The 16441-nt window shown below is 67.7% G+C and carries 13 protein-coding genes; 5 read left to right on the top strand and 8 right to left on the bottom strand.

Features of this window, described 5'->3' with window-relative positions:
* Positions 1 to 183: 183 nt before the first annotated feature.
* From AC1DQP_RS11455 to gap, 3 genes are all read right to left on the bottom strand, one after another.
* The gene (locus AC1DQP_RS11455) at positions 184 to 1542 is read right to left on the bottom strand and encodes a DUF3999 domain-containing protein (RefSeq protein ID WP_457317928.1); all 1359 of its coding nucleotides are present in this window, start codon (positions 1540 to 1542) and stop codon (positions 184 to 186) included.
* A 5-nt stretch (positions 1543 to 1547) separates the two neighbouring features.
* Positions 1548 to 4214, bottom strand: a complete 2667-nt coding sequence (locus AC1DQP_RS11450) for a DUF2339 domain-containing protein (protein ID WP_478051626.1) — start codon at positions 4212 to 4214, stop codon at positions 1548 to 1550.
* Between the two features lie 184 nt (positions 4215 to 4398).
* Positions 4399 to 5403: a type I glyceraldehyde-3-phosphate dehydrogenase gene (gene gap, locus AC1DQP_RS11445; protein WP_256777450.1), complete on the bottom strand. Its 1005-nt coding sequence runs from the start codon at positions 5401 to 5403 to the stop codon at positions 4399 to 4401.
* 201 nt (positions 5404 to 5604) lie between these two features.
* Here gap and AC1DQP_RS11440 point away from each other — a divergent pair, with 201 nt between their 5' ends.
* Entirely contained in the window at positions 5605 to 6234 is a 630-nt protein-coding gene (locus AC1DQP_RS11440) for an OmpW/AlkL family protein (protein ID WP_256777451.1), read from the top strand.
* A gap of 424 nt (positions 6235 to 6658) precedes the next feature.
* Here the strand turns inward: AC1DQP_RS11440 and AC1DQP_RS11435 are convergent, their stop codons facing one another.
* The gene (locus AC1DQP_RS11435) at positions 6659 to 7360 is read right to left on the bottom strand and encodes an aspartate/glutamate racemase family protein (protein WP_457318091.1); all 702 of its coding nucleotides are present in this window, start codon (positions 7358 to 7360) and stop codon (positions 6659 to 6661) included.
* A 105-nt stretch (positions 7361 to 7465) separates the two neighbouring features.
* Between AC1DQP_RS11435 and AC1DQP_RS11430 the strand changes: the two genes are divergently transcribed.
* The gene (locus AC1DQP_RS11430) at positions 7466 to 8281 is read left to right on the top strand and encodes a S1/P1 nuclease (RefSeq protein ID WP_457318092.1); all 816 of its coding nucleotides are present in this window, start codon (positions 7466 to 7468) and stop codon (positions 8279 to 8281) included.
* A gap of 10 nt (positions 8282 to 8291) precedes the next feature.
* The gene (locus tag AC1DQP_RS11425) at positions 8292 to 9101 is read left to right on the top strand and encodes an MBL fold metallo-hydrolase (protein ID WP_457318093.1); all 810 of its coding nucleotides are present in this window, start codon (positions 8292 to 8294) and stop codon (positions 9099 to 9101) included.
* 73 nt (positions 9102 to 9174) lie between these two features.
* Here the strand turns inward: AC1DQP_RS11425 and AC1DQP_RS11420 are convergent, their stop codons facing one another.
* Genes AC1DQP_RS11420 through AC1DQP_RS11410 form a run of 3 tightly spaced genes read right to left on the bottom strand, consistent with a single transcriptional unit; the run spans position 9175 to position 11331 of the window.
* On the bottom strand, positions 9175 to 9720 hold the full coding sequence (locus AC1DQP_RS11420; RefSeq protein ID WP_478051625.1) for a hypothetical protein: 546 nt from the start codon (positions 9718 to 9720) through the stop codon (positions 9175 to 9177).
* Positions 9721 to 9737: 17 nt separating this feature from the next.
* A complete protein-coding gene (locus AC1DQP_RS11415; RefSeq protein ID WP_478051624.1) occupies positions 9738 to 10973 on the bottom strand; it encodes a M56 family metallopeptidase in 1236 nt (411 codons plus the stop codon).
* Positions 10966 to 11331 carry a BlaI/MecI/CopY family transcriptional regulator gene (locus tag AC1DQP_RS11410; RefSeq protein WP_256776067.1) on the bottom strand — a complete coding sequence of 122 codons (366 nt, stop codon included), beginning with the start codon at positions 11329 to 11331 and terminating at the stop codon, positions 10966 to 10968. Before AC1DQP_RS11410 ends, AC1DQP_RS11415 begins: the two co-directional genes overlap by 8 nt.
* Positions 11332 to 11449: 118 nt before the next feature.
* On the opposite strand from AC1DQP_RS11410, the gene AC1DQP_RS11405 reads away from it, so the two are divergent.
* Both AC1DQP_RS11405 and AC1DQP_RS11400 read left to right on the top strand, forming a co-directional pair.
* Positions 11450 to 12007 (top strand): flavin reductase family protein, encoded by a 558-nt coding sequence (locus tag AC1DQP_RS11405; RefSeq protein ID WP_457318096.1) that lies wholly within the window; start codon positions 11450 to 11452, stop codon positions 12005 to 12007.
* Between the two features lie 31 nt (positions 12008 to 12038).
* A complete protein-coding gene (locus tag AC1DQP_RS11400) occupies positions 12039 to 13997 on the top strand; it encodes an acetyl-CoA hydrolase/transferase C-terminal domain-containing protein (protein ID WP_457318097.1) in 1959 nt (652 codons plus the stop codon).
* Between the two features lie 367 nt (positions 13998 to 14364).
* On the opposite strand, the gene tkt is transcribed toward AC1DQP_RS11400, so the two are convergent.
* Positions 14365 to 16365 (bottom strand): transketolase, encoded by a 2001-nt coding sequence (tkt, locus tag AC1DQP_RS11395; protein WP_256776064.1) that lies wholly within the window; start codon positions 16363 to 16365, stop codon positions 14365 to 14367.
* Positions 16366 to 16441: the final 76 nt, after the last annotated feature.

Raw genomic sequence — 16441 nt, 5'->3', positions numbered from 1 at the left:
GTGTTGCCATGGATGGCAACACCGAGCCCCCAAAGACGGGTTTACGGCGTGTTCTGGGCAAGGCTACCCGCCCACCTCAGGCCAAGAACGTCAAGGCGCTGCTACCAAAAGCGCTGCTGCTGGCCGCTGCTCCGGAAGCCGTTTCCCGCGAGGCAGTTCTTCCCGCAGAAACCAGCCAATCCATCACTCCGCAGCACCGCCTGGCTTCTGCCGCAGCACGCTCACCGCAAACCCACCCACCACCAGCACGCCCAGCACCAGCAACCCCCACAGCAGCCAACGCTTCCAGTCGCGCTGCGGCGCCACCGCCGCATCGCCGGCCAGCACCTGCGCCGGGCCCTGCAACGTGGCCAGCGCCGGTTGCCACTGCGCCCCCTGCTGCTCCCGCAACTGCGCGATCACCGTCCCCACCGGCGCATCGCTGCGCGCCATACGCACACTGCCCGCCGCCACGCTGTAGGGCCCCTCGCCCTGGCTCAGGAACACCAGCGCTTCGGGCTGATAGCCCAGCTTCAACGTCGGCGCCGCGCTCGGCTGCGCCTGCCCCGCCACCAGCTTCCAGTAACGATCACGACTGGGCACCGGCAACGACTGCGTCTGCGACCGACGCCGCTGCGCCGCATCCTGCACCTGATAGGCCACCCACGGACCGGCGCGCACCTGCCACGGCTGGTTCGCATCATCGCGACTCAGCAACGTCCACTGCACCACGCTGTTGTCGGCCGTGGCGATGTCCACCTGCGCAATCGGAAAGCGCCCCTCCAGGCGGTACTCGAACTCACCCGGTTTGCCCGCTGTGTCCGTCAGCGACTGCCAGCGCCAGTCGATCGACTGCGCCGCCGGCACCAGCTCGGCCTGCACCGCCGACAACGCCGGCAGCGCGTCGGCGTCCATCGGCAGAATCCGGAAGTACTTCGCCTGGTGCCCGATTTCAATGCGCCGCTGCTGCAGGCGCTGCCCATCGTGCTGCAGGTCCACCAGCGGCACATCGTCGGTGATGCGCTGCCACTGCCGCAGGTCGTCGCTGGCTTCCACCCGCACCCGCGCCTGCAACGCCGTCTGCGTCTGCCAATCCAGCCGCAGCGCCTGCACGCCCACGTGCAGCGCACTGGCATCGACCAGCCAACCGGCGGCCTGCGTGCTGGCCGCGCCGCTGCGCCCCAGTCGCGCTTCCACCCGGCGCACGCTGCCGTCGGTGTTGCGCTCTGTCAGTAGTTGCAGGTCATCGGCGGCCGCGCCGGCCAGCGCCGGCAACGGGAACCACGTCAACGCCTGCCATTGCGCCTCGCGTGCCAGCGGCTGGTCGGCCGCCAGCAGGGTCGTCGGCAGCGCCTGGCCCTGCGCATTGAACACCTGCACGTCGGCCAACTGGGGCGACACCGCGCTGCGGTAGACCGCTTCGTCCAGCAGCACCCGGTAGGCACCGGCCTGCGGCTCCGACAGCTGCAACGGCCATTGCTGGCGATAGTCCTGGCGCGCATCGGCGGCCAGTGCCAGGGACGGCAGGGCGGCCAGCGACAGCGCCGCGATCAGGGTGCGCATTCGATTCACGGGTGTGGCTCCACGGCGGGTTCCGGGGCGCGCGGCGGCGCCGGCGCGAGGTAACCCACGACCGTGCACAGCAGGCCGTAGGCGATGAAGGAGGAAATACCCAGCAGGTTGCCCAGGTGCTGGCGGTCGATCAGCACCAGCTTGGCCAGCACCACGCCCATCAGCACCGCGCCGACCAGCCACAACGTGCGCTGGCCGCGACGCGAGCCCCATACCCAGCTGATCACGCCGAGCACGCTCCAGACCACAGTCAGGCTGGTCTGGGCCAGGGTCGAGGACCACAGCGCGTCGTTCCAGGCTACGCCGCCCCAGTGGTGCACGGTATGCAGCGTGGTACTGGTAAGCAGGATGAAGCCGGCGATGGCCAGCAACGGCACGCGCATGCCACGCGGCCCGTCCGGCGCCTGCGCCGACCACAACCAGCGCGCCGCCAGCGCCAGCACGGCCAACTGCACCAGTTCCATTGGATTGAGCAGCGGCAGCCACGGCAGCGGTGCCGATCCGGCCGGCAGCATCAGCAGGCCCAGCCAGGTGACCCCAAGGACCACGAACAACGTGGAGGTCAGCGCCGTGCGCAGCGCATTGAAGCGCGCGCCCAGCGGCACGGCCAGCCACGACCAGCGCAGCAGCGCGGTAGCGGTGACCAGCAGCCACGGCAGCACCCCCAGCGCGATCGACCAGCCCTGCGCCAGCACGAAGTGGTCGGCCAGCCACGTGCAGGCCAGGGTGACCACCGTGGGCCACAGCAGCCACCAGCTGAACTGCGCCGCCAGTGCCGCGCGGTCCTGTCCGCCGCGCAGGCACCACAGGCTGCGCACGCCCAACACTGCAAATACCGCCCAGGCCACGGCGCCATAGCCGGCGAACGGCTGCTGATGCACATCGGCCTGCCACAACGCCAACGGGAACGCGCTCAGCAGCATCGCCAGCGTGGTCAGCGCCAGCGCGCGGGCCGGTGCACGGCGGTGCACTTCGGCGGCGGCCCAGGCAGTGAACGCCACCGCGATCAGCAGCGCATCGGGGCGGCTGTCGCGCGCGACGAAGCGGCCGATCTCATGTGCCACCCCGCCCAGCCACCACAGCAGGCCCCACAGGTAATAGACGATCGCCGGCGCATCCTGCTGCGCGCGTCGATAGCTATGGGCGGACGCGAAGCCGGCCAGGGCCAGCAGCACGCCGCTCATGAAGGTCGCATTGGCGATCGCGGTGGCGTCCTGGTGCCAGTAATCGGCCCCGACCACAAAGCCGAACGCCGCGCCCAGCTGCAACAGCGCACCGGCGATCTGCGGCAGCCAGCGCTTCTGGCGCAGGCCCAGCCAGACCAGCCCGGCGCCTTCCAGCGCGAACACACTGGCGGTGGCGCGGGCGGACAGTGCCAGCGGCACCGCCAGGGTGGCAAACCCCACCGCCAGCACCGCGTGCGACTGGCCCAGCACGGCATAGCGCGCGCGCCGGATCAGCGCCCAGCCCAGCACTGCATACAACGCGGCCAGCGCCAGCGCACACAACGCCAGCAGCAGGCGGTCGTCGTGCAGCATGCCGGCCTGCAGCGAGAAGGCGACCAGCGGCGTGCCGAACACCAGGCTGCCGTCGACCAGATCGCGCTTCTCCGCCGGCTGGCGGCGCGCATAGAGGATCGGGATGAGCAGGTAGAAGACGAAGAACAGCAGCAGGAACGGCTCGGTGCTGCTGAACTTGTCGGCGTTGTACTGCAACACGCCCCAGGCCGTACCGATGCCGAAGGTAAAGGYGAACCCGAGCAGGTTGAGCACCCGCCACGGACGCCACCAGGCAATGGCCAGGATGGCTGCGTTCAGCACGGCGTAGTAGGCGAACAGCGCCACGTGGTTGCCGCTGCCGGTGGACAGCCAGATCGGCGCCATGAACCCGGCCAGGATGCCCAGCACGGCCAGCGTGCGCGAATTCTGCACGACCGCCAGCACGCCCATGCCGGCGATCAGCAGCACGCTCATCGCAAATGCCGGCAGTGCATCGATCAGGTCATAGCGCTTGAACGCGGCGAACAGGGTCAGCAGCAGCACGCCGATGGTGCCGCCCTGCAGGGCCAGCGCAAACAGGCGCCGGCTATCGCGCTGGATCCAGCCGAACACCAGCCCGCCCAGCGCCGCCGCGGCAATCGCGGCCAGGCGCAGTTCGATCGGTGCGTTCAACCAGCCCTGGTCACTGGCGTACTTGAGCAGCGCAGCGACACCGGCCAGCAGCACCAGCATGCCGATCTTGACCGGTACGTTGCCCTCGGTGAACCACTGCTTGATCGTGCCGATGATCCGCTCGCCGATGCCCGGGCCCTGCGGCGGTGCGGGCGGGAATGGCGCGCTGGCCGCCACCGGTGCAGGAGCCGACGACGGCAGTGGCGGTGGACGGCGCGGCGGCTCCGGGGTGGCGGCCAACGGCGCGGCAACCACCGCCGGTTCGGGAGGCGGTTCGGCAGCAACCGGCGTCGGCGCACGGTAGGCGGTCTCAGCCCAGCCCAGCGGCGTGCTGATCGGCACCTCGGCCGACGGTCGCGCGCTGGCATGGAACTGCTGGCTCTCCAGCGCGGACACGCGCCGACGCAGGCCGGCGATCATCACCAACGCCACCACCAGCAACACCGGGATCAGCAGTACCACTACCGCCAGCAGGACAATCAGAGCTTCCATTCCACGCCATCCTCAAAGGGGAGCCCCGGCGGCATCCTGCCGACGCCATGCCGGTGGCACGCGGCCATGCTAATGGATCGGCGGCAACTGCGGGGCGCCCCCTGCCCGCCCCTGTGCCGAGCCACAAACGACGAACCCCGGCACAGGGCCGGGGTTCGCAGGAATCACCGAGGCTACGCCGCGCTTACTTGGCGGCGACGACCTTGGCCATTTCCAGGCACTTGTTGGAGTAGCCCCACTCGTTGTCGTACCAGGACACCAGCTTGACGAAGGTGCTGTCCAGGGCGATGCCGGCGTCGGCATCGAACACCGAGGTGTGGGTCTCGCCGCGGAAGTCGGTGGCCACGACCTTGTCTTCGGTGTAGCCCAGGATGCCCTTCAGCGCGCCTTCGCTCTGTGCCTTCACTTCGGCGCAGATCTCGGCGTAGGTGGCTTCCTTTTCCAGTTCGACGGTCAAGTCGACCACCGACACGTCCGAGGTCGGCACGCGGAAGCTCATGCCGGTGAGCTTCTTGTTCAGCTCCGGGATCACCACGCCGACGGCCTTGGCTGCACCGGTGGAGGACGGAATGATGTTTTCCAGGATACCGCGGCCGCCGCGCCAGTCCTTGTTGGACGGGCCATCGACGGTCTTCTGGGTGGCGGTGGCCGCATGCACGGTGGTCATCAGACCGCGCTTGATGCCCCACTTGTCGTTGATGACCTTGGCCAGCGGGGCCAGGCAGTTGGTGGTGCACGAGGCGTTGGAGATGATCGCCTGGCCGGCGTAGGTCTTGTCGTTCACGCCGAACACGAACATCGGGGTGTCGTCCTTCGACGGCGCCGACAGGATCACCTTCTTGGCGCCGGCATCGATGTGCTTCTGCGCGGTGTCCTTGGTCAGGAACAGGCCGGTGGACTCGATGACGACGTCCACGCCGACTTCGTCCCACTTCAGGTTGGCCGGGTCGCGTTCCTGGGTCAGGCGGATTTTCTTGCCGTTGACCAGCAGGTCGCTACCGGACACTTCCACGTCGGCCTTGAAGCGGCCATGCACGGAGTCGTACTTCAGCATGTACGCCAGGTAGTCCGGCTCCAGCAGATCGTTGATGGCGACGATTTCGATGTCATTGCCGAAATTCAGCACGGCCGAGCGCAGCACATTGCGACCGATGCGACCGAAACCGTTGATGCCAACCTTGATTGCCATGTTCACAAGCTCCTGCAGCCGCGACGGTGCGGCGCCGATGGAAAGGGGCGTTCATTCTAGCAGGGCCGAACCGGGGCCAAGGCCCCGATGGCGAATGGAAACCGGTTACAGGGTCAAAATCCGCGGATTGATCCGGATCAAGGCGCAGCGGGGCCGGGACGGGAAAACTGGCCCCATTCCACCCCGCAACGAGACACCGTCATGCGCAAGACCTCCCCCCTCCTGCTGTCCAGCCTGGCCGCCGCGCTTGCCCTGGCCGCCGCGCCCGCCATGGCCCAGTCCAAGGGCGACTGGACGATCGGTGCCGGCGTGCACCAGGTGGCCCCGAAGTCCAATAATGGTTCGCTGGCCGGCGGCACGCTGAAGGTCGATGTCGACAACGACATCAAGCCGACCATCACCGGTGAGTACTTCATTGCCGACAACCTGGGCATCGAGCTGCTGGCGGCGCTGCCGTTCAAGCACGACATCAACATTGCCGGTCTGGGCAACGTGGGCAGCACCAAGCACCTGCCGCCGGTGATCTCGCTGCAGTACCACTTCAACAGCAAGGGCAAGGTGTCTCCGTTCGTCGGCGCGGGCATCAACTACACCACGTTCTTCAGCGAGAAGACCGGCGGCGCGCTGGCCGGGAGCAAGCTGACGCTGGAAGACTCCTGGGGCCTGGCCGCGCATGCGGGCCTGGACTTCGCGATCAACGACAAGGGCTCGCTGCGCGTCGATGTGCGCTGGATGGACATCGACAGCAAGGTGAAGCTCAACGGCGAAAAGATCGGCACGGTCAACATCGACCCGCTGGCCTACGGCGTGTCCTACGTGTTCAAGTTCTGATCGGCGGATCAGAACCCGACAGCGCAACACCCCTCGCAGCAAGCGTTTTTCCCCGGCTTCGGCCGGGGATTTTTTTTGGAACTTCTCCAATGGACGCAGCATCCTGTTCCACGGGCTGGAGCAGATGGCGTGCGGCGGCGCTGCGCGCGTGACCGGGTATGCAGTGATCGGATGGCGTCTCCGATCGGGTCTGTCGCGCGCGTGAGGGCCCCGTCGCGGCCGGTAGGCCCCTGGCGCAAATGTCCCCCCCCCCCCCCCCCCCCCCCCCCACGGGGCTCGGCTTGCGGTATGCAGGTGGAGGCCAGGCATTTTTGGTCTTTGGTCGGTGGGTCGGGCGCTCTGGAAGGGTTCACAGCGCGCCACGCGGATGAATGACGAACGCTTGTTCGATCCGGCATTGCGAGCAGCCACCCATGGGGTGGCTCTACCGGGGGGAGAGCAGGTGCTGCGCGGCGGCCTGCGCGTGCAGCGCGGCGGTGTCCAACAACGGCACGGCTGCATCGTCATCGCCCACCAGCAGCATGATCTCCGTGCAGCCCAGGATGATCGCCTGCGCGCCGCGATCCACCAGCCGCTGCATCACGCCCTGGTACACCACGCGCGATGCGTCCAGCACGCGGCCCTGCACCAGCTCCTCGTAGATGATTCGATGCACATGTGTGCGGTCGTCCGCTTCCGGCACCAGCACCTCCAGCCCATACCGCTGCGCCAATCGTACCCGGTAGAAATCCTGCTCCATCGTGAAGGCCGTCCCGAGCAGGCCCACCCGCGCCAGCCCCAAGGACTGGATCGCCTCGCCCACCGGATCGGCGATGTGCAGCAGCGGTACCCCGATTGCCGCCTGCACCTCCTCGGCCATCAGATGCATCGTATTGGTGCAGATCACCACCGCCGTCGCGCCTGCGCCTTCCAGTTGCCGTGCCACCGCCACCATCGCCTGCGTCGCCGCCACCCAATCCCCGGCGCGCTGCATCGCTTCGATGTCGGCGAAATCGAACGACCACAGCAGCAGCCGCGCCGAGTGCATCCCGCCCAGTGCATCGCGCACCTGTTCGTTGATCATCCGGTAGTAGTGCGCCGAACTCTCCCAGCTCATGCCGCCGATCAGACCCAGCACCTTCTGCACCGTCGCCACTCCCGTTGTCGATCCGGCGCCAGCGTACTCCCGCCGCACCGCCGCCAGCCAGATCCGGGCAAGCCGCCCGGCGGACGGCCCGCTAGAATGCTGCCGATGAAAATCGCCTCCCTGATCCCTGCCACCGCCCTCGCGCTGGCCCTCACCTTCGTCTCCGCCGATGCCCTGGCCTGGGGCGCCCAAGGCCATCGCCTGGTCGCGCGCATCGCCGAAACCCGCCTCACCCCGCAGGCCCAGGCCGAGGTCGACCGCCTGCTCGCCAGCGAGCCGGACCCTACGCTGCACGCCATCGCCCCGTGGGCCGACCAGCTGCGCGCCAAGGACCCGGGCCTGGGCAAGCGCTCGGCTGGCTGGCATTACGTCAACATCGGCGAGGACGACTGCCATTACCAGGTGCAGAAGCACTGCAAGAATGGCAACTGCGTGGTCGAAGCGCTAAAGGCACAGACCGCCATCCTCGGTGATCGCAGCAAGTCCGATGCTGAACGCGCCCAGGCGCTGAAGTTCGTCGTCCATTTCGCCGGCGACATCCACCAGCCGATGCACGCCGGTTACGGCCACGACAAGGGCGGCAACGACTTCCAGGTGCAGTACAACAACCGCGGCACCAACCTGCACTCGCTGTGGGACAGCGGCATGCTCAGCGAGCAGAAGCTGGACGATGACCAGTATCTGCAGCGTTTGATGGCCCTGCCCACACCAACGCTGGGCAAGCGCTCCCACATTGCCACCGATGCCGTGCAGTGGGCCGAAGCGAGCTGCCGTATCGCCATTGCACCTGGCGTTTACCCGACCAAGCGTACGCTGGGTGCGGAATACACCGCGACCTATCGCCCGATCGCGGAGCAGGAGCTGCGCCTGGCCGGTGAACGCCTGGCGGTGCTGCTCAACGCCACCCTGGGCAAACGCTGAGGCCATCACCATGTCACTGCACGTCGCCAGTTTCTTCCACCCCGACAGCCATACCTTCAGCTACGTGGTGCACGATCCGGCGACCCTGCAGGCGGCGGTGATCGACCCGGTGCTGGACTACGACCCGGATACCGACGCGCTCGGTGCCGGGCCTTTGCAACCGCTGCTTGCGCACGTGCGCGAGCGCGGCCTGCAGGTGCGCTGGCTGCTGGAAACCCACGCCCATGCCGACCACGTCAGCGCGGGCCGCTGGCTCAGGCAGCAGTGGCCGCAGGCAACGCTGGCCATGGGTGACGGTATCGTGCAGGTGCAAAAGACGTTCGCGCCACGCTATGCGCTGGACGTGCCCACCGATGGCTCACAGTTCGACCATCTGTTCGCCGATGGCGAGCGTTTTGCGCTTGGCGACATCGATGCCGAGGTGATCGCCGTCCCCGGCCACACCAGTGACAGCGTCGCCTACCGCATCGGCGATGCACTGTTCACCGGCGACTCGCTGTTCATGCCCGATGGCGGCACCGCCCGCTGCGACTTCCCCGGTGGCGACGCGGCGCAGTTGTACCGTTCGATCCAGCGTCTGCTCGCCCTGCCCGACGGCACCCGCGTGTTCATCTGTCACGACTACGGCCCGGGCGGTCGCGAGGTCGCCAACGAAACCACGGTCGGCGAACAGCGCGCGCGCAACATCCACCTGCATGACGGCGTCAGCGAAGCCGAGTTCGTCGCCACCCGGCAGGCGCGCGATGCCACGTTGGCCGAGCCGGCGCTGATGCATCCGTCGGTGAAGGCGAACCTGCAGGGTGGCCCCCACCGATCGTAGTGCCGGCCGCTGGCCGGCAACCCGGCGATGATCGGTTGGTGCGGTTGCCGGTCACCGGCCGCCACCACGGTAATCAGCGTCCCTGGCGGCGCACCGTGTGCTGCCCGTGCACGATTTCAAAGGTGAAGGCATACAGCAGGCTCACGGGCACCGGCTCGATCCGCTCCGCGCCTTCGCAATCCCCGCGTTTGCCCGGGACCACGCCGGCAGCGTAGTGACACACCGCCGCCGGTGAAAACAGCCAGTGCGCCACCGCCTCCTGCGCCGCCTGCAGCAGCGGCGCATTCTCTGCCGCAGCGCCCGCCACGCATTCGGGCCGATCGGTCAGGGCCACGCTGCGCTCTACCCTGCCTTCGGCATCCACCACCACCTGCAGGCACACCACGGTGGGCGCCAGCTCGCGGCGTGGATCGCGTGTCCCGACCACCGGGTCCTGGGCCGCGTACAACTGCGGCATGCGGTAGCCCTCACTTGGCTGCAGCCGATACGGCTGCACCTGGCCGGAGCCACCATTGCCCTCGGTACGCAGGCGCTGGTGATCCACATTCTCAGCACGGGTGTMCACCGTACTGAGCTGCTGATGKCCGGCGCAACCGGCCATCAGCAACACCGGCAGCATCGCAGTGAGCACCTGCCTCACTGCGCTGGGCCCGCCTCGTTCAGTTCGAACGTCATCGGGATCTTCAACGCCGTTGCCACCGCCTTGCCGTCCTTGAGCGCGGGCTCGAAGGTCCATTGCCTGGCCGCGGCGATCGATGCCTCGTCGAACACGCCGGCCGGGGTGGAACTGAGCACGCGCACCTCGCCGGTCCTGCCAGTGGCATCGACCTCGACACGCAGCATCACCTTCCCCGAAATGTTCTGTTCGAACGCGCTCTGCGGATACGTCGGTGGCGTCATGTTGCGGGCCTTGGCCTGCACATCGACACCGGCAACCTTGCCATCGTGCGCTGCGGCGTCAGCCGGCTCGGCACCGGCCGAGGGGGAAGTCGTTCCGCCCTGGCTGGCCCACGCCACCGCCGCCAGACCCAGGCTCATGCCCGCCACCAACACCTGGCCGCTCAACCACGGCAACGGCTTCCGCTTGTGTTCCTTCAACATGGCAATACGCTCCTTCAAGATCGGTTGGCTGCGCCAGTGGCAGGCCATCGGCGCAACCGGGTGGACCAACTGCGCCTTCAGCAGCGCGTTGGCGTAGATCCGGCGCTGGGCCGGTTGTGGATCGAGGGTGCGTGCATCGCAGGCCAGTTCCTGGTCGCGCAGGAAGCGGCGTGCTGCCCACGGCAGCAGTGGATGGAACCAGAACATGCAGCGCAGCAGCACCAGCACGGCATTGGCCCATGGATCGCCGTGGCGGCGATGGCTGCGCTCGTGCTTCAGGATCAGCGCCTGTTCGGCCGTGCTGAAGTCCTTTTCGAAACGCGGGCCGACCACGATGCGCGGTGCCCACAGCCCCACCAGCGCCGGCAGGCCCGGATCGGCGCTGGCCTGCCAACTGCCGTCCGCGCGCGGCTGCAGCGTGCCCAGCGCGCGCTCGAAGCGGCGTTGCGCGCGCCAACTGGCCATCCCCATGCCCAGCGCGCCCACGGCCCACGCCACCAGCAGCAGCCACGGCCAGGTGGGCGTTGCCGGGGCGACAATGGGAGCAGTCCACGCAGCGGCCGCGACAAGCACCGGCAGCGCATCGGCCAGCGGCGCCACCGGCAACGGCAGGTGCAGCGTCAACAGCAGTACCGGCACGCACCACCAACTGCGATAGACCAGCGCCGCCCCGCCCAGCTGCAGCAGCAGCGGCCGCACCCCCGCCAACAGCAGCACCGCGATTGACAGCCATACGCTGGCCTGCAGCAGCGCGTTGAGCAGCTCAGTCATGGTCCAGTCCCTCGATGAGCGCCTTCAGGTCGGCAATGTCCTGCGGGCTCAGTTGCCCACGCTGGCTGAAGTGCGCCACCAGCGGCGCCACGCGGCCGTCGAACAGCTTGTCGAGCAGGCCGCTGCTCTGCTCGGCCACCCATGCCTGGCGCTGCAGCACCGGCGAATAGAGGTAGCGGCGCCCATCGCGGCTGGCGCTGATCGCGCCCTTGGTGAGCAGCCGGTTGAGCAGGGTCTTGATGGTGGGCTCGGCCCAGCCGCGGCCGGCCAGCGCGGCCACCACCTCATCGGCACCCAACGGGTGCTCGCCCCACAGCACATCCATCACCACGGCTTCGGCTTCGCTGATCTGGCTCATCATTTACATCCGTAATCGACGAACTGATTACGCACGTAATCGAAAAGACTGTCAACCCCTTCGACAACCGGTTCATCCCTCCGCTGCCAGCATCGAGCCACGCCCCACGGAGGCTTCGATGCGACGCTACCGAAAATTCGACTACCCGGTGGAGGACGTGCGTCGCTTCCTCGAACCCGGCCCGATCGTGCTGGTCACCTCGGCCTGGAAGGGGCAACGCAACGTCATGACCCTGGGCTGGCACATGGTCTTGGCGTTCACGCCCTCGCGGCTGGCGACGATGATCGCCAGCGGCAACCGCAGTTTCGAGCTGATCCGCCGCAGTGGCGAATGCGTCATCAACCTGCCCACCGCCGAGATGCTCGATACGGTGGCCGGGATCGGCAACTGCAGTGGCGCCAGGATCGACAAGTTCGACCACTTCGGCCTGGACACCGTCGCGGCCAGCAACGTGGCGGCGCCGTTGCTGGCCCAGTGCCACGCCAGCTTCGAGTGCCGCCTGGTCGATCGCAGCCAGATCAAGCGGCACGGCCTGTTCATCTGGGAAGTCGTCAAGGCCCACGTCGCGCGCGTGCCGAAACTGCCGCGCACCGTGCACTACCGGGGCGAGGGCCAGTTCATGGTCTCCGGCGCGGAAGTCTCGCGTCGCCGTCTGTTCAAGCCCGAAATGCTGTAATGGCCCGCATATACCTGCAGGATGCCGCTGGATGACCGATCACCTCACCGACCTCGACGCTGCGATCGACTGGCTGCTGCAGCGCGTGGAGGGCCCGTTGCGCATCGGCGCGCCGCTGGCGCTGGGCAAACCGCACCGCCTGCTCAACGCCCTGTATGCCCGGGTGGAGAACGATCCCTCGCGGCCGCTGCAGATCTACACCGCGCTGTCGCTGAACCCGCCCAAGGCCAGCGGCAGTGGGCTGGAAGCGCGCTTCATGGCGCCCTTCGCCGAACGCCATTTCGGCGCGGATTTCCCGCGACTGGCCTATGCCGATGCGATGGTCCGCGACCGCCTGCCCGCGCATGTGCAGGTCGAGGAGTTCTACATGCAGTCCGGCGCGCTGCTCAATTCCTCGCAGGCCCAGCGCAGCTACACCAGCCTCAACTACACCCATGCCGCCGACGCGGTGGCCCAGCGCGCGCCGCACGCGATCGTGCAGAAGGTGGCGGTGCGCCCGGATGACCGGCGGCTGTCGCTGTCGTGCAACAACGACATCACTCAGGACACACTGGATGCGATGGTCGCGCGCGGGCTGCCGCGTCCGCTGATGATCGCCGAGATCGATCCGCAGCTGCCCTACCTGGCCGGCACCGCGACGGTGGATGTGTCCTTCTTCGACCTGGTGATCACCCCGCCGCCGCCCTACCCCGACCTGTTCGGGCTGCCGCGCCAGCCGGTCAGCGACGGCGACTACGCCATCGGCCTGTACGCCAGCGCGCTGGTGCGCGACGGTGGCACGCTGCAGATCGGCATCGGCACCCTGGCCGATGCGATCAGCCACGCGCTGGTGCTGCGGCACACCGACAACGCCCGCTACCGGCAGGTGCTGCACGCACTGGACCCGACGTTGTCCAGCCACCCCACCGTGCTCGAATGCGGTGGCCTGGAGCCGTTTGAGATCGGCCTGTACGGTTGCAGCGAAATGCTCAACGAAGGCTTCCGCCGGCTGGTGCAGACCGGGGTGATCCGGCGCAAGGTGCACGACGACCTGGCGCTGATGCAGCGCATCGAAAACGGCAGCACCCTGACCATCGACCACGCCACCCTCGCCGCCGAAGGCGAGTACCTGCATGGCGCGTTCTACCTGGGCTCGCCGGAGTTCTACCAGTGGTTGCGCGAGTTGCCCGACGACGAACGCCGCGCGATCGGCATGCGGCGGATCAGCGAGATCAACCAGCTCTACGGCGGCGATGAAACCCTGGAGCGGCTGCAGCGCCGGCATGCGCGCTTCTTCAACTCCTGCATGATCGCCACCGCCTTGGGCGCGGCCGCGTCGGACGCACTGGAAGACGGGCGGGTGGTATCCGGCGTGGGCGGCCAGTACAACTTCGTCGCGATGGCCCATGCCCTGCCCGAGGCACGCAGTGCGCTGATGTTCCGTGCGGTGCGCGAGGACAAGGGCACGGTGCAGTCCAACGTGCGCTGGAACTACGGCCACACCACCATCCCGCGCCACCTGCGCGACATCTACATCAACGAATACGGCATCGCCGACCTGCGCAACCTCACCGACGAGGACTGCGTGGTCGGCATGACCGCGATCACCGATGCAGCGTTCCAGGCCGGGTTGCTGCAGACCGCCAAGGCCGCGAAGAAACTGGATCCGGCCTTCACTGCACCGGAGCACTGGCAACGGCGCAACACCGCCGCAGCGGTCAGTGCCGCACTGTCACCGTTCCGCCAATCGGGCCTGTTGCCCGATTATCCGCTGGGCAGCGATTTCACCGAGGTAGAGCAGCATCTGGTCAAGGCGCTGGGCTGGCTGAAGCAGAACACGCAGACGCGTGGCAGCAAGCTGCGCACGGTGCTGGCGGCGGTAACCCAGCCGGCCGGCGATGGCGATGCGGTGTACCTGCAGCGGATGGGACTGGATGCGCCGAAAAGTTTCGGCGAACGGATCGAAGCCAGGTTGGTGCGGTTGGCGTTGGCGCGGACGGCCGTCGCCTGAGCGCGGGGCGCAGCGCGTAGAGCAGCCGAGCATGGCTCGGCTCTACCCGCTGATCGGCGCAGCGCGTAGAGCAGCCGAGCGTGGCTCGGCTCTACCCACTGATCGGCGCATTGCGTAAAGCAGCCGAGCGTGGCTCGGCTCTACCCACTGAGCGGCGCATTGCGTAGAGCAGCCGAGCGTGGCTCGGCTCTACCCACTGATCGGCGCATTGCGTAGAGCAGCTGAGCGTGGCTCGGCTCTACCCGGAGGCGATGCACGAACGGTGGTGGTAGAGCCGAGCCATGCTCGGCTGCTCCACCCGCAAACGCAGAAGGCCGGGGAAATCCCCGGCCTTCTGCTTCAAACCACCTCAACGGCACTCAGTGCATCAAAGCGCCTTCGCCGCCGCCACCACGTGCTCGGTGGTGATGTTGAAGTGCTTGTAAAGCGCTTCGGCCGGGGCCGAGGCACCGAAGGTGTCGATACCGACCACCGCACCGTCCAGGCCCACGTACTGGCGCCAGAAACCGGTGACGCCGGCTTCCACGGCCACGCGCTTGCGCACGGCGTTGGGCAGCACCGACTCACGGTACGCCGCGTCCTGGCGCTCGAACACGTCGGTCGACGGCATGGACACCACGCGGGTCTTGATCCCGGCCGCATCCAGCTCGGCCTTGGCGGCCACGGCCAGGCCCACTTCCGAACCGGTGCCGATCAGGATCACGTCCGGCACGCCGCCTTCGGCATCGGCCAGCACGTAACCACCGCGCGCGATCTGGGCAACCTGCTCGGTGCTGCGCGGCTGGTGCGGCAGATTCTGGCGACTGAATACCAGGCAGCTCGGGCCGTCGGTGCGGGTGATCGCGGCCTTCCAGCTGACCGCCGACTCGACCGCATCGCACGGACGCCACACATCGTTGTTGGGGATGTAGCGCAGCGAGGCCAGGTGCTCCACCGGCTGGTGGGTCGGGCCGTCTTCGCCCAGGCCGATCGAATCGTGGGTGTAGACGTGGATCGCGTGCGCAGGAATCAGCGCGCTCATGCGCACGCCGTTGCGGGCGTAATCGCTGAACACCAGGAAGGTGGCATCGAAGGGAATGAACCCACCGTGCAGCGCCAGGCCATTGGCGATGGCGGTCATACCGAACTCGCGCACGCCGTAGTACACATAGTTGGCGTTCGGGTCATCGGTGGCCACCGACTTGCTGGCCTTCCACAAGGTCAGGTTGGAGTGGGCCAGATCGGCCGAGCCGCCGATCAGTTCCGGCAACAGCGGGGCGAACGCTTCGATCGCCAGCTGCGAGGCCTTGCGCGAGGCAATGGTCTGGCCGTCGGCCTGGACCTGGGCGATGTAGGCGTCGGCCTTGGCGATGAAGTCGGCCGGCAGCTCACCGTGCGAACGACGGGTCAGTTCTTCAGCCTCGGCCGGGAACTGCTTGGCGTACTTGTCGAACTGCTGCTCCCACTCGGCCTGGCGCAGGGTGCCGGTACCGCCGGCACGCCAGCCCGCGTAGATTTCTTCGGGAATCTCGAACGGACCGTACGGCCAGTCCAGCGCCTTGCGGGTTTCGGCCAGCTCGTCCTTGCCCAGCGGGGCGCCGTGGCTGGATTCCTTGCCGGCCTTGTTCGGCGAGCCAAAACCAATCGTGGTGCGGCAGCAGATCAGGGTCGGCTTGTCGAACTGCGACAGGGCACCGTCGATGGCAGCCTTGATGCTGTCCGGATCGTGGCCATCGACGCCGCGCACCACGTTCCAGCCATAGGCTTCGAAACGCTCGGGGGTGTTGTCGGTGAACCAGCCGGCGGTGTTGCCGTCGATGGAGATGTGGTTGTCGTCCCAGAAGCAGACCAGCTTGCCCAGGCCCCAGGTGCCGGCCAGCGACGCCACTTCATGCGAGATGCCTTCCATCAGGCAGCCATCGCCCAGGAACACCCACGTGCGGTGATCGACGATCTCGTGCTCGGGGCGGTTGTAGCGCTGTGCCAGCAGCTTTTCCGCCAGCGCGAAGCCGACCGCGTTGGCCAGGCCCTGGCCGAGCGGACCGGTGGTGGTTTCCACCCCGGGGGTCTCATGGTGTTCCGGATGGCCGGCGGTCTTGCTGCCGAGCTGACGGAACTGCTTGAGCTGTTCGATCGGCAGGTCGTAGCCGCTCAGGTGCAGCAGCGCGTACTGCAGCATCGAGCCATGGCCGTTGGACAACACGAAGCGATCGCGGTTGAACCACTGCGGATTCTTCGGGTTGTGACGGAGATAGTCGTTCCAGAGGACCTCGGCGATATCGGCCATGCCCATCGGCATGCCGGGATGCCCGGACTTGGCGGTTTCGACCGCATCAGCGGCAAGGAAGCGGATGGCGTTGGCCAACTGGCGGCGGGTAGGCTGCGTCATGGTTCTGTCGGAGTCGGGAGGCTCCCGCGGAGCTGCGGGCGGCCCATTGTCCCACAGACCACCGATGGGGTCAGGC

This window comes from Stenotrophomonas sp. P5_A8, from assembly GCF_056400545.1.
Note: the sequence above shows the minus strand (reverse complement) of the source record. Positions and strands in the feature narration are given on the sequence as shown.

Excerpts from the sequence above, each read along its gene's own strand:
- AC1DQP_RS11415 (WP_478051624.1), bottom strand. The coding sequence starts at position 10,973 with ATGACTGAGCTGCTCAACGCGCTGCTGCAGGCCAGCGTATGGCTGTCA.
- AC1DQP_RS11455 (WP_457317928.1), bottom strand. The coding sequence starts at position 1,542 with ATGCGCACCCTGATCGCGGCGCTGTCGCTGGCCGCCCTGCCGTCCCTG.
- AC1DQP_RS11405 (WP_457318096.1), top strand. The coding sequence starts at position 11,450 with ATGCGACGCTACCGAAAATTCGACTACCCGGTGGAGGACGTGCGTCGC.
- AC1DQP_RS11440 (WP_256777451.1), top strand. The coding sequence starts at position 5,605 with ATGCGCAAGACCTCCCCCCTCCTGCTGTCCAGCCTGGCCGCCGCGCTT.
- AC1DQP_RS11425 (WP_457318093.1), top strand. The coding sequence starts at position 8,292 with ATGTCACTGCACGTCGCCAGTTTCTTCCACCCCGACAGCCATACCTTC.
- AC1DQP_RS11410 (WP_256776067.1), bottom strand. The coding sequence starts at position 11,331 with ATGAGCCAGATCAGCGAAGCCGAAGCCGTGGTGATGGATGTGCTGTGG.
- AC1DQP_RS11400 (WP_457318097.1), top strand. The coding sequence starts at position 12,039 with ATGACCGATCACCTCACCGACCTCGACGCTGCGATCGACTGGCTGCTG.
- AC1DQP_RS11430 (WP_457318092.1), top strand. The coding sequence starts at position 7,466 with ATGAAAATCGCCTCCCTGATCCCTGCCACCGCCCTCGCGCTGGCCCTC.
- gap (WP_256777450.1), bottom strand. The coding sequence starts at position 5,403 with ATGGCAATCAAGGTTGGCATCAACGGTTTCGGTCGCATCGGTCGCAAT.
- tkt (WP_256776064.1), bottom strand. The coding sequence starts at position 16,365 with ATGACGCAGCCTACCCGCCGCCAGTTGGCCAACGCCATCCGCTTCCTT.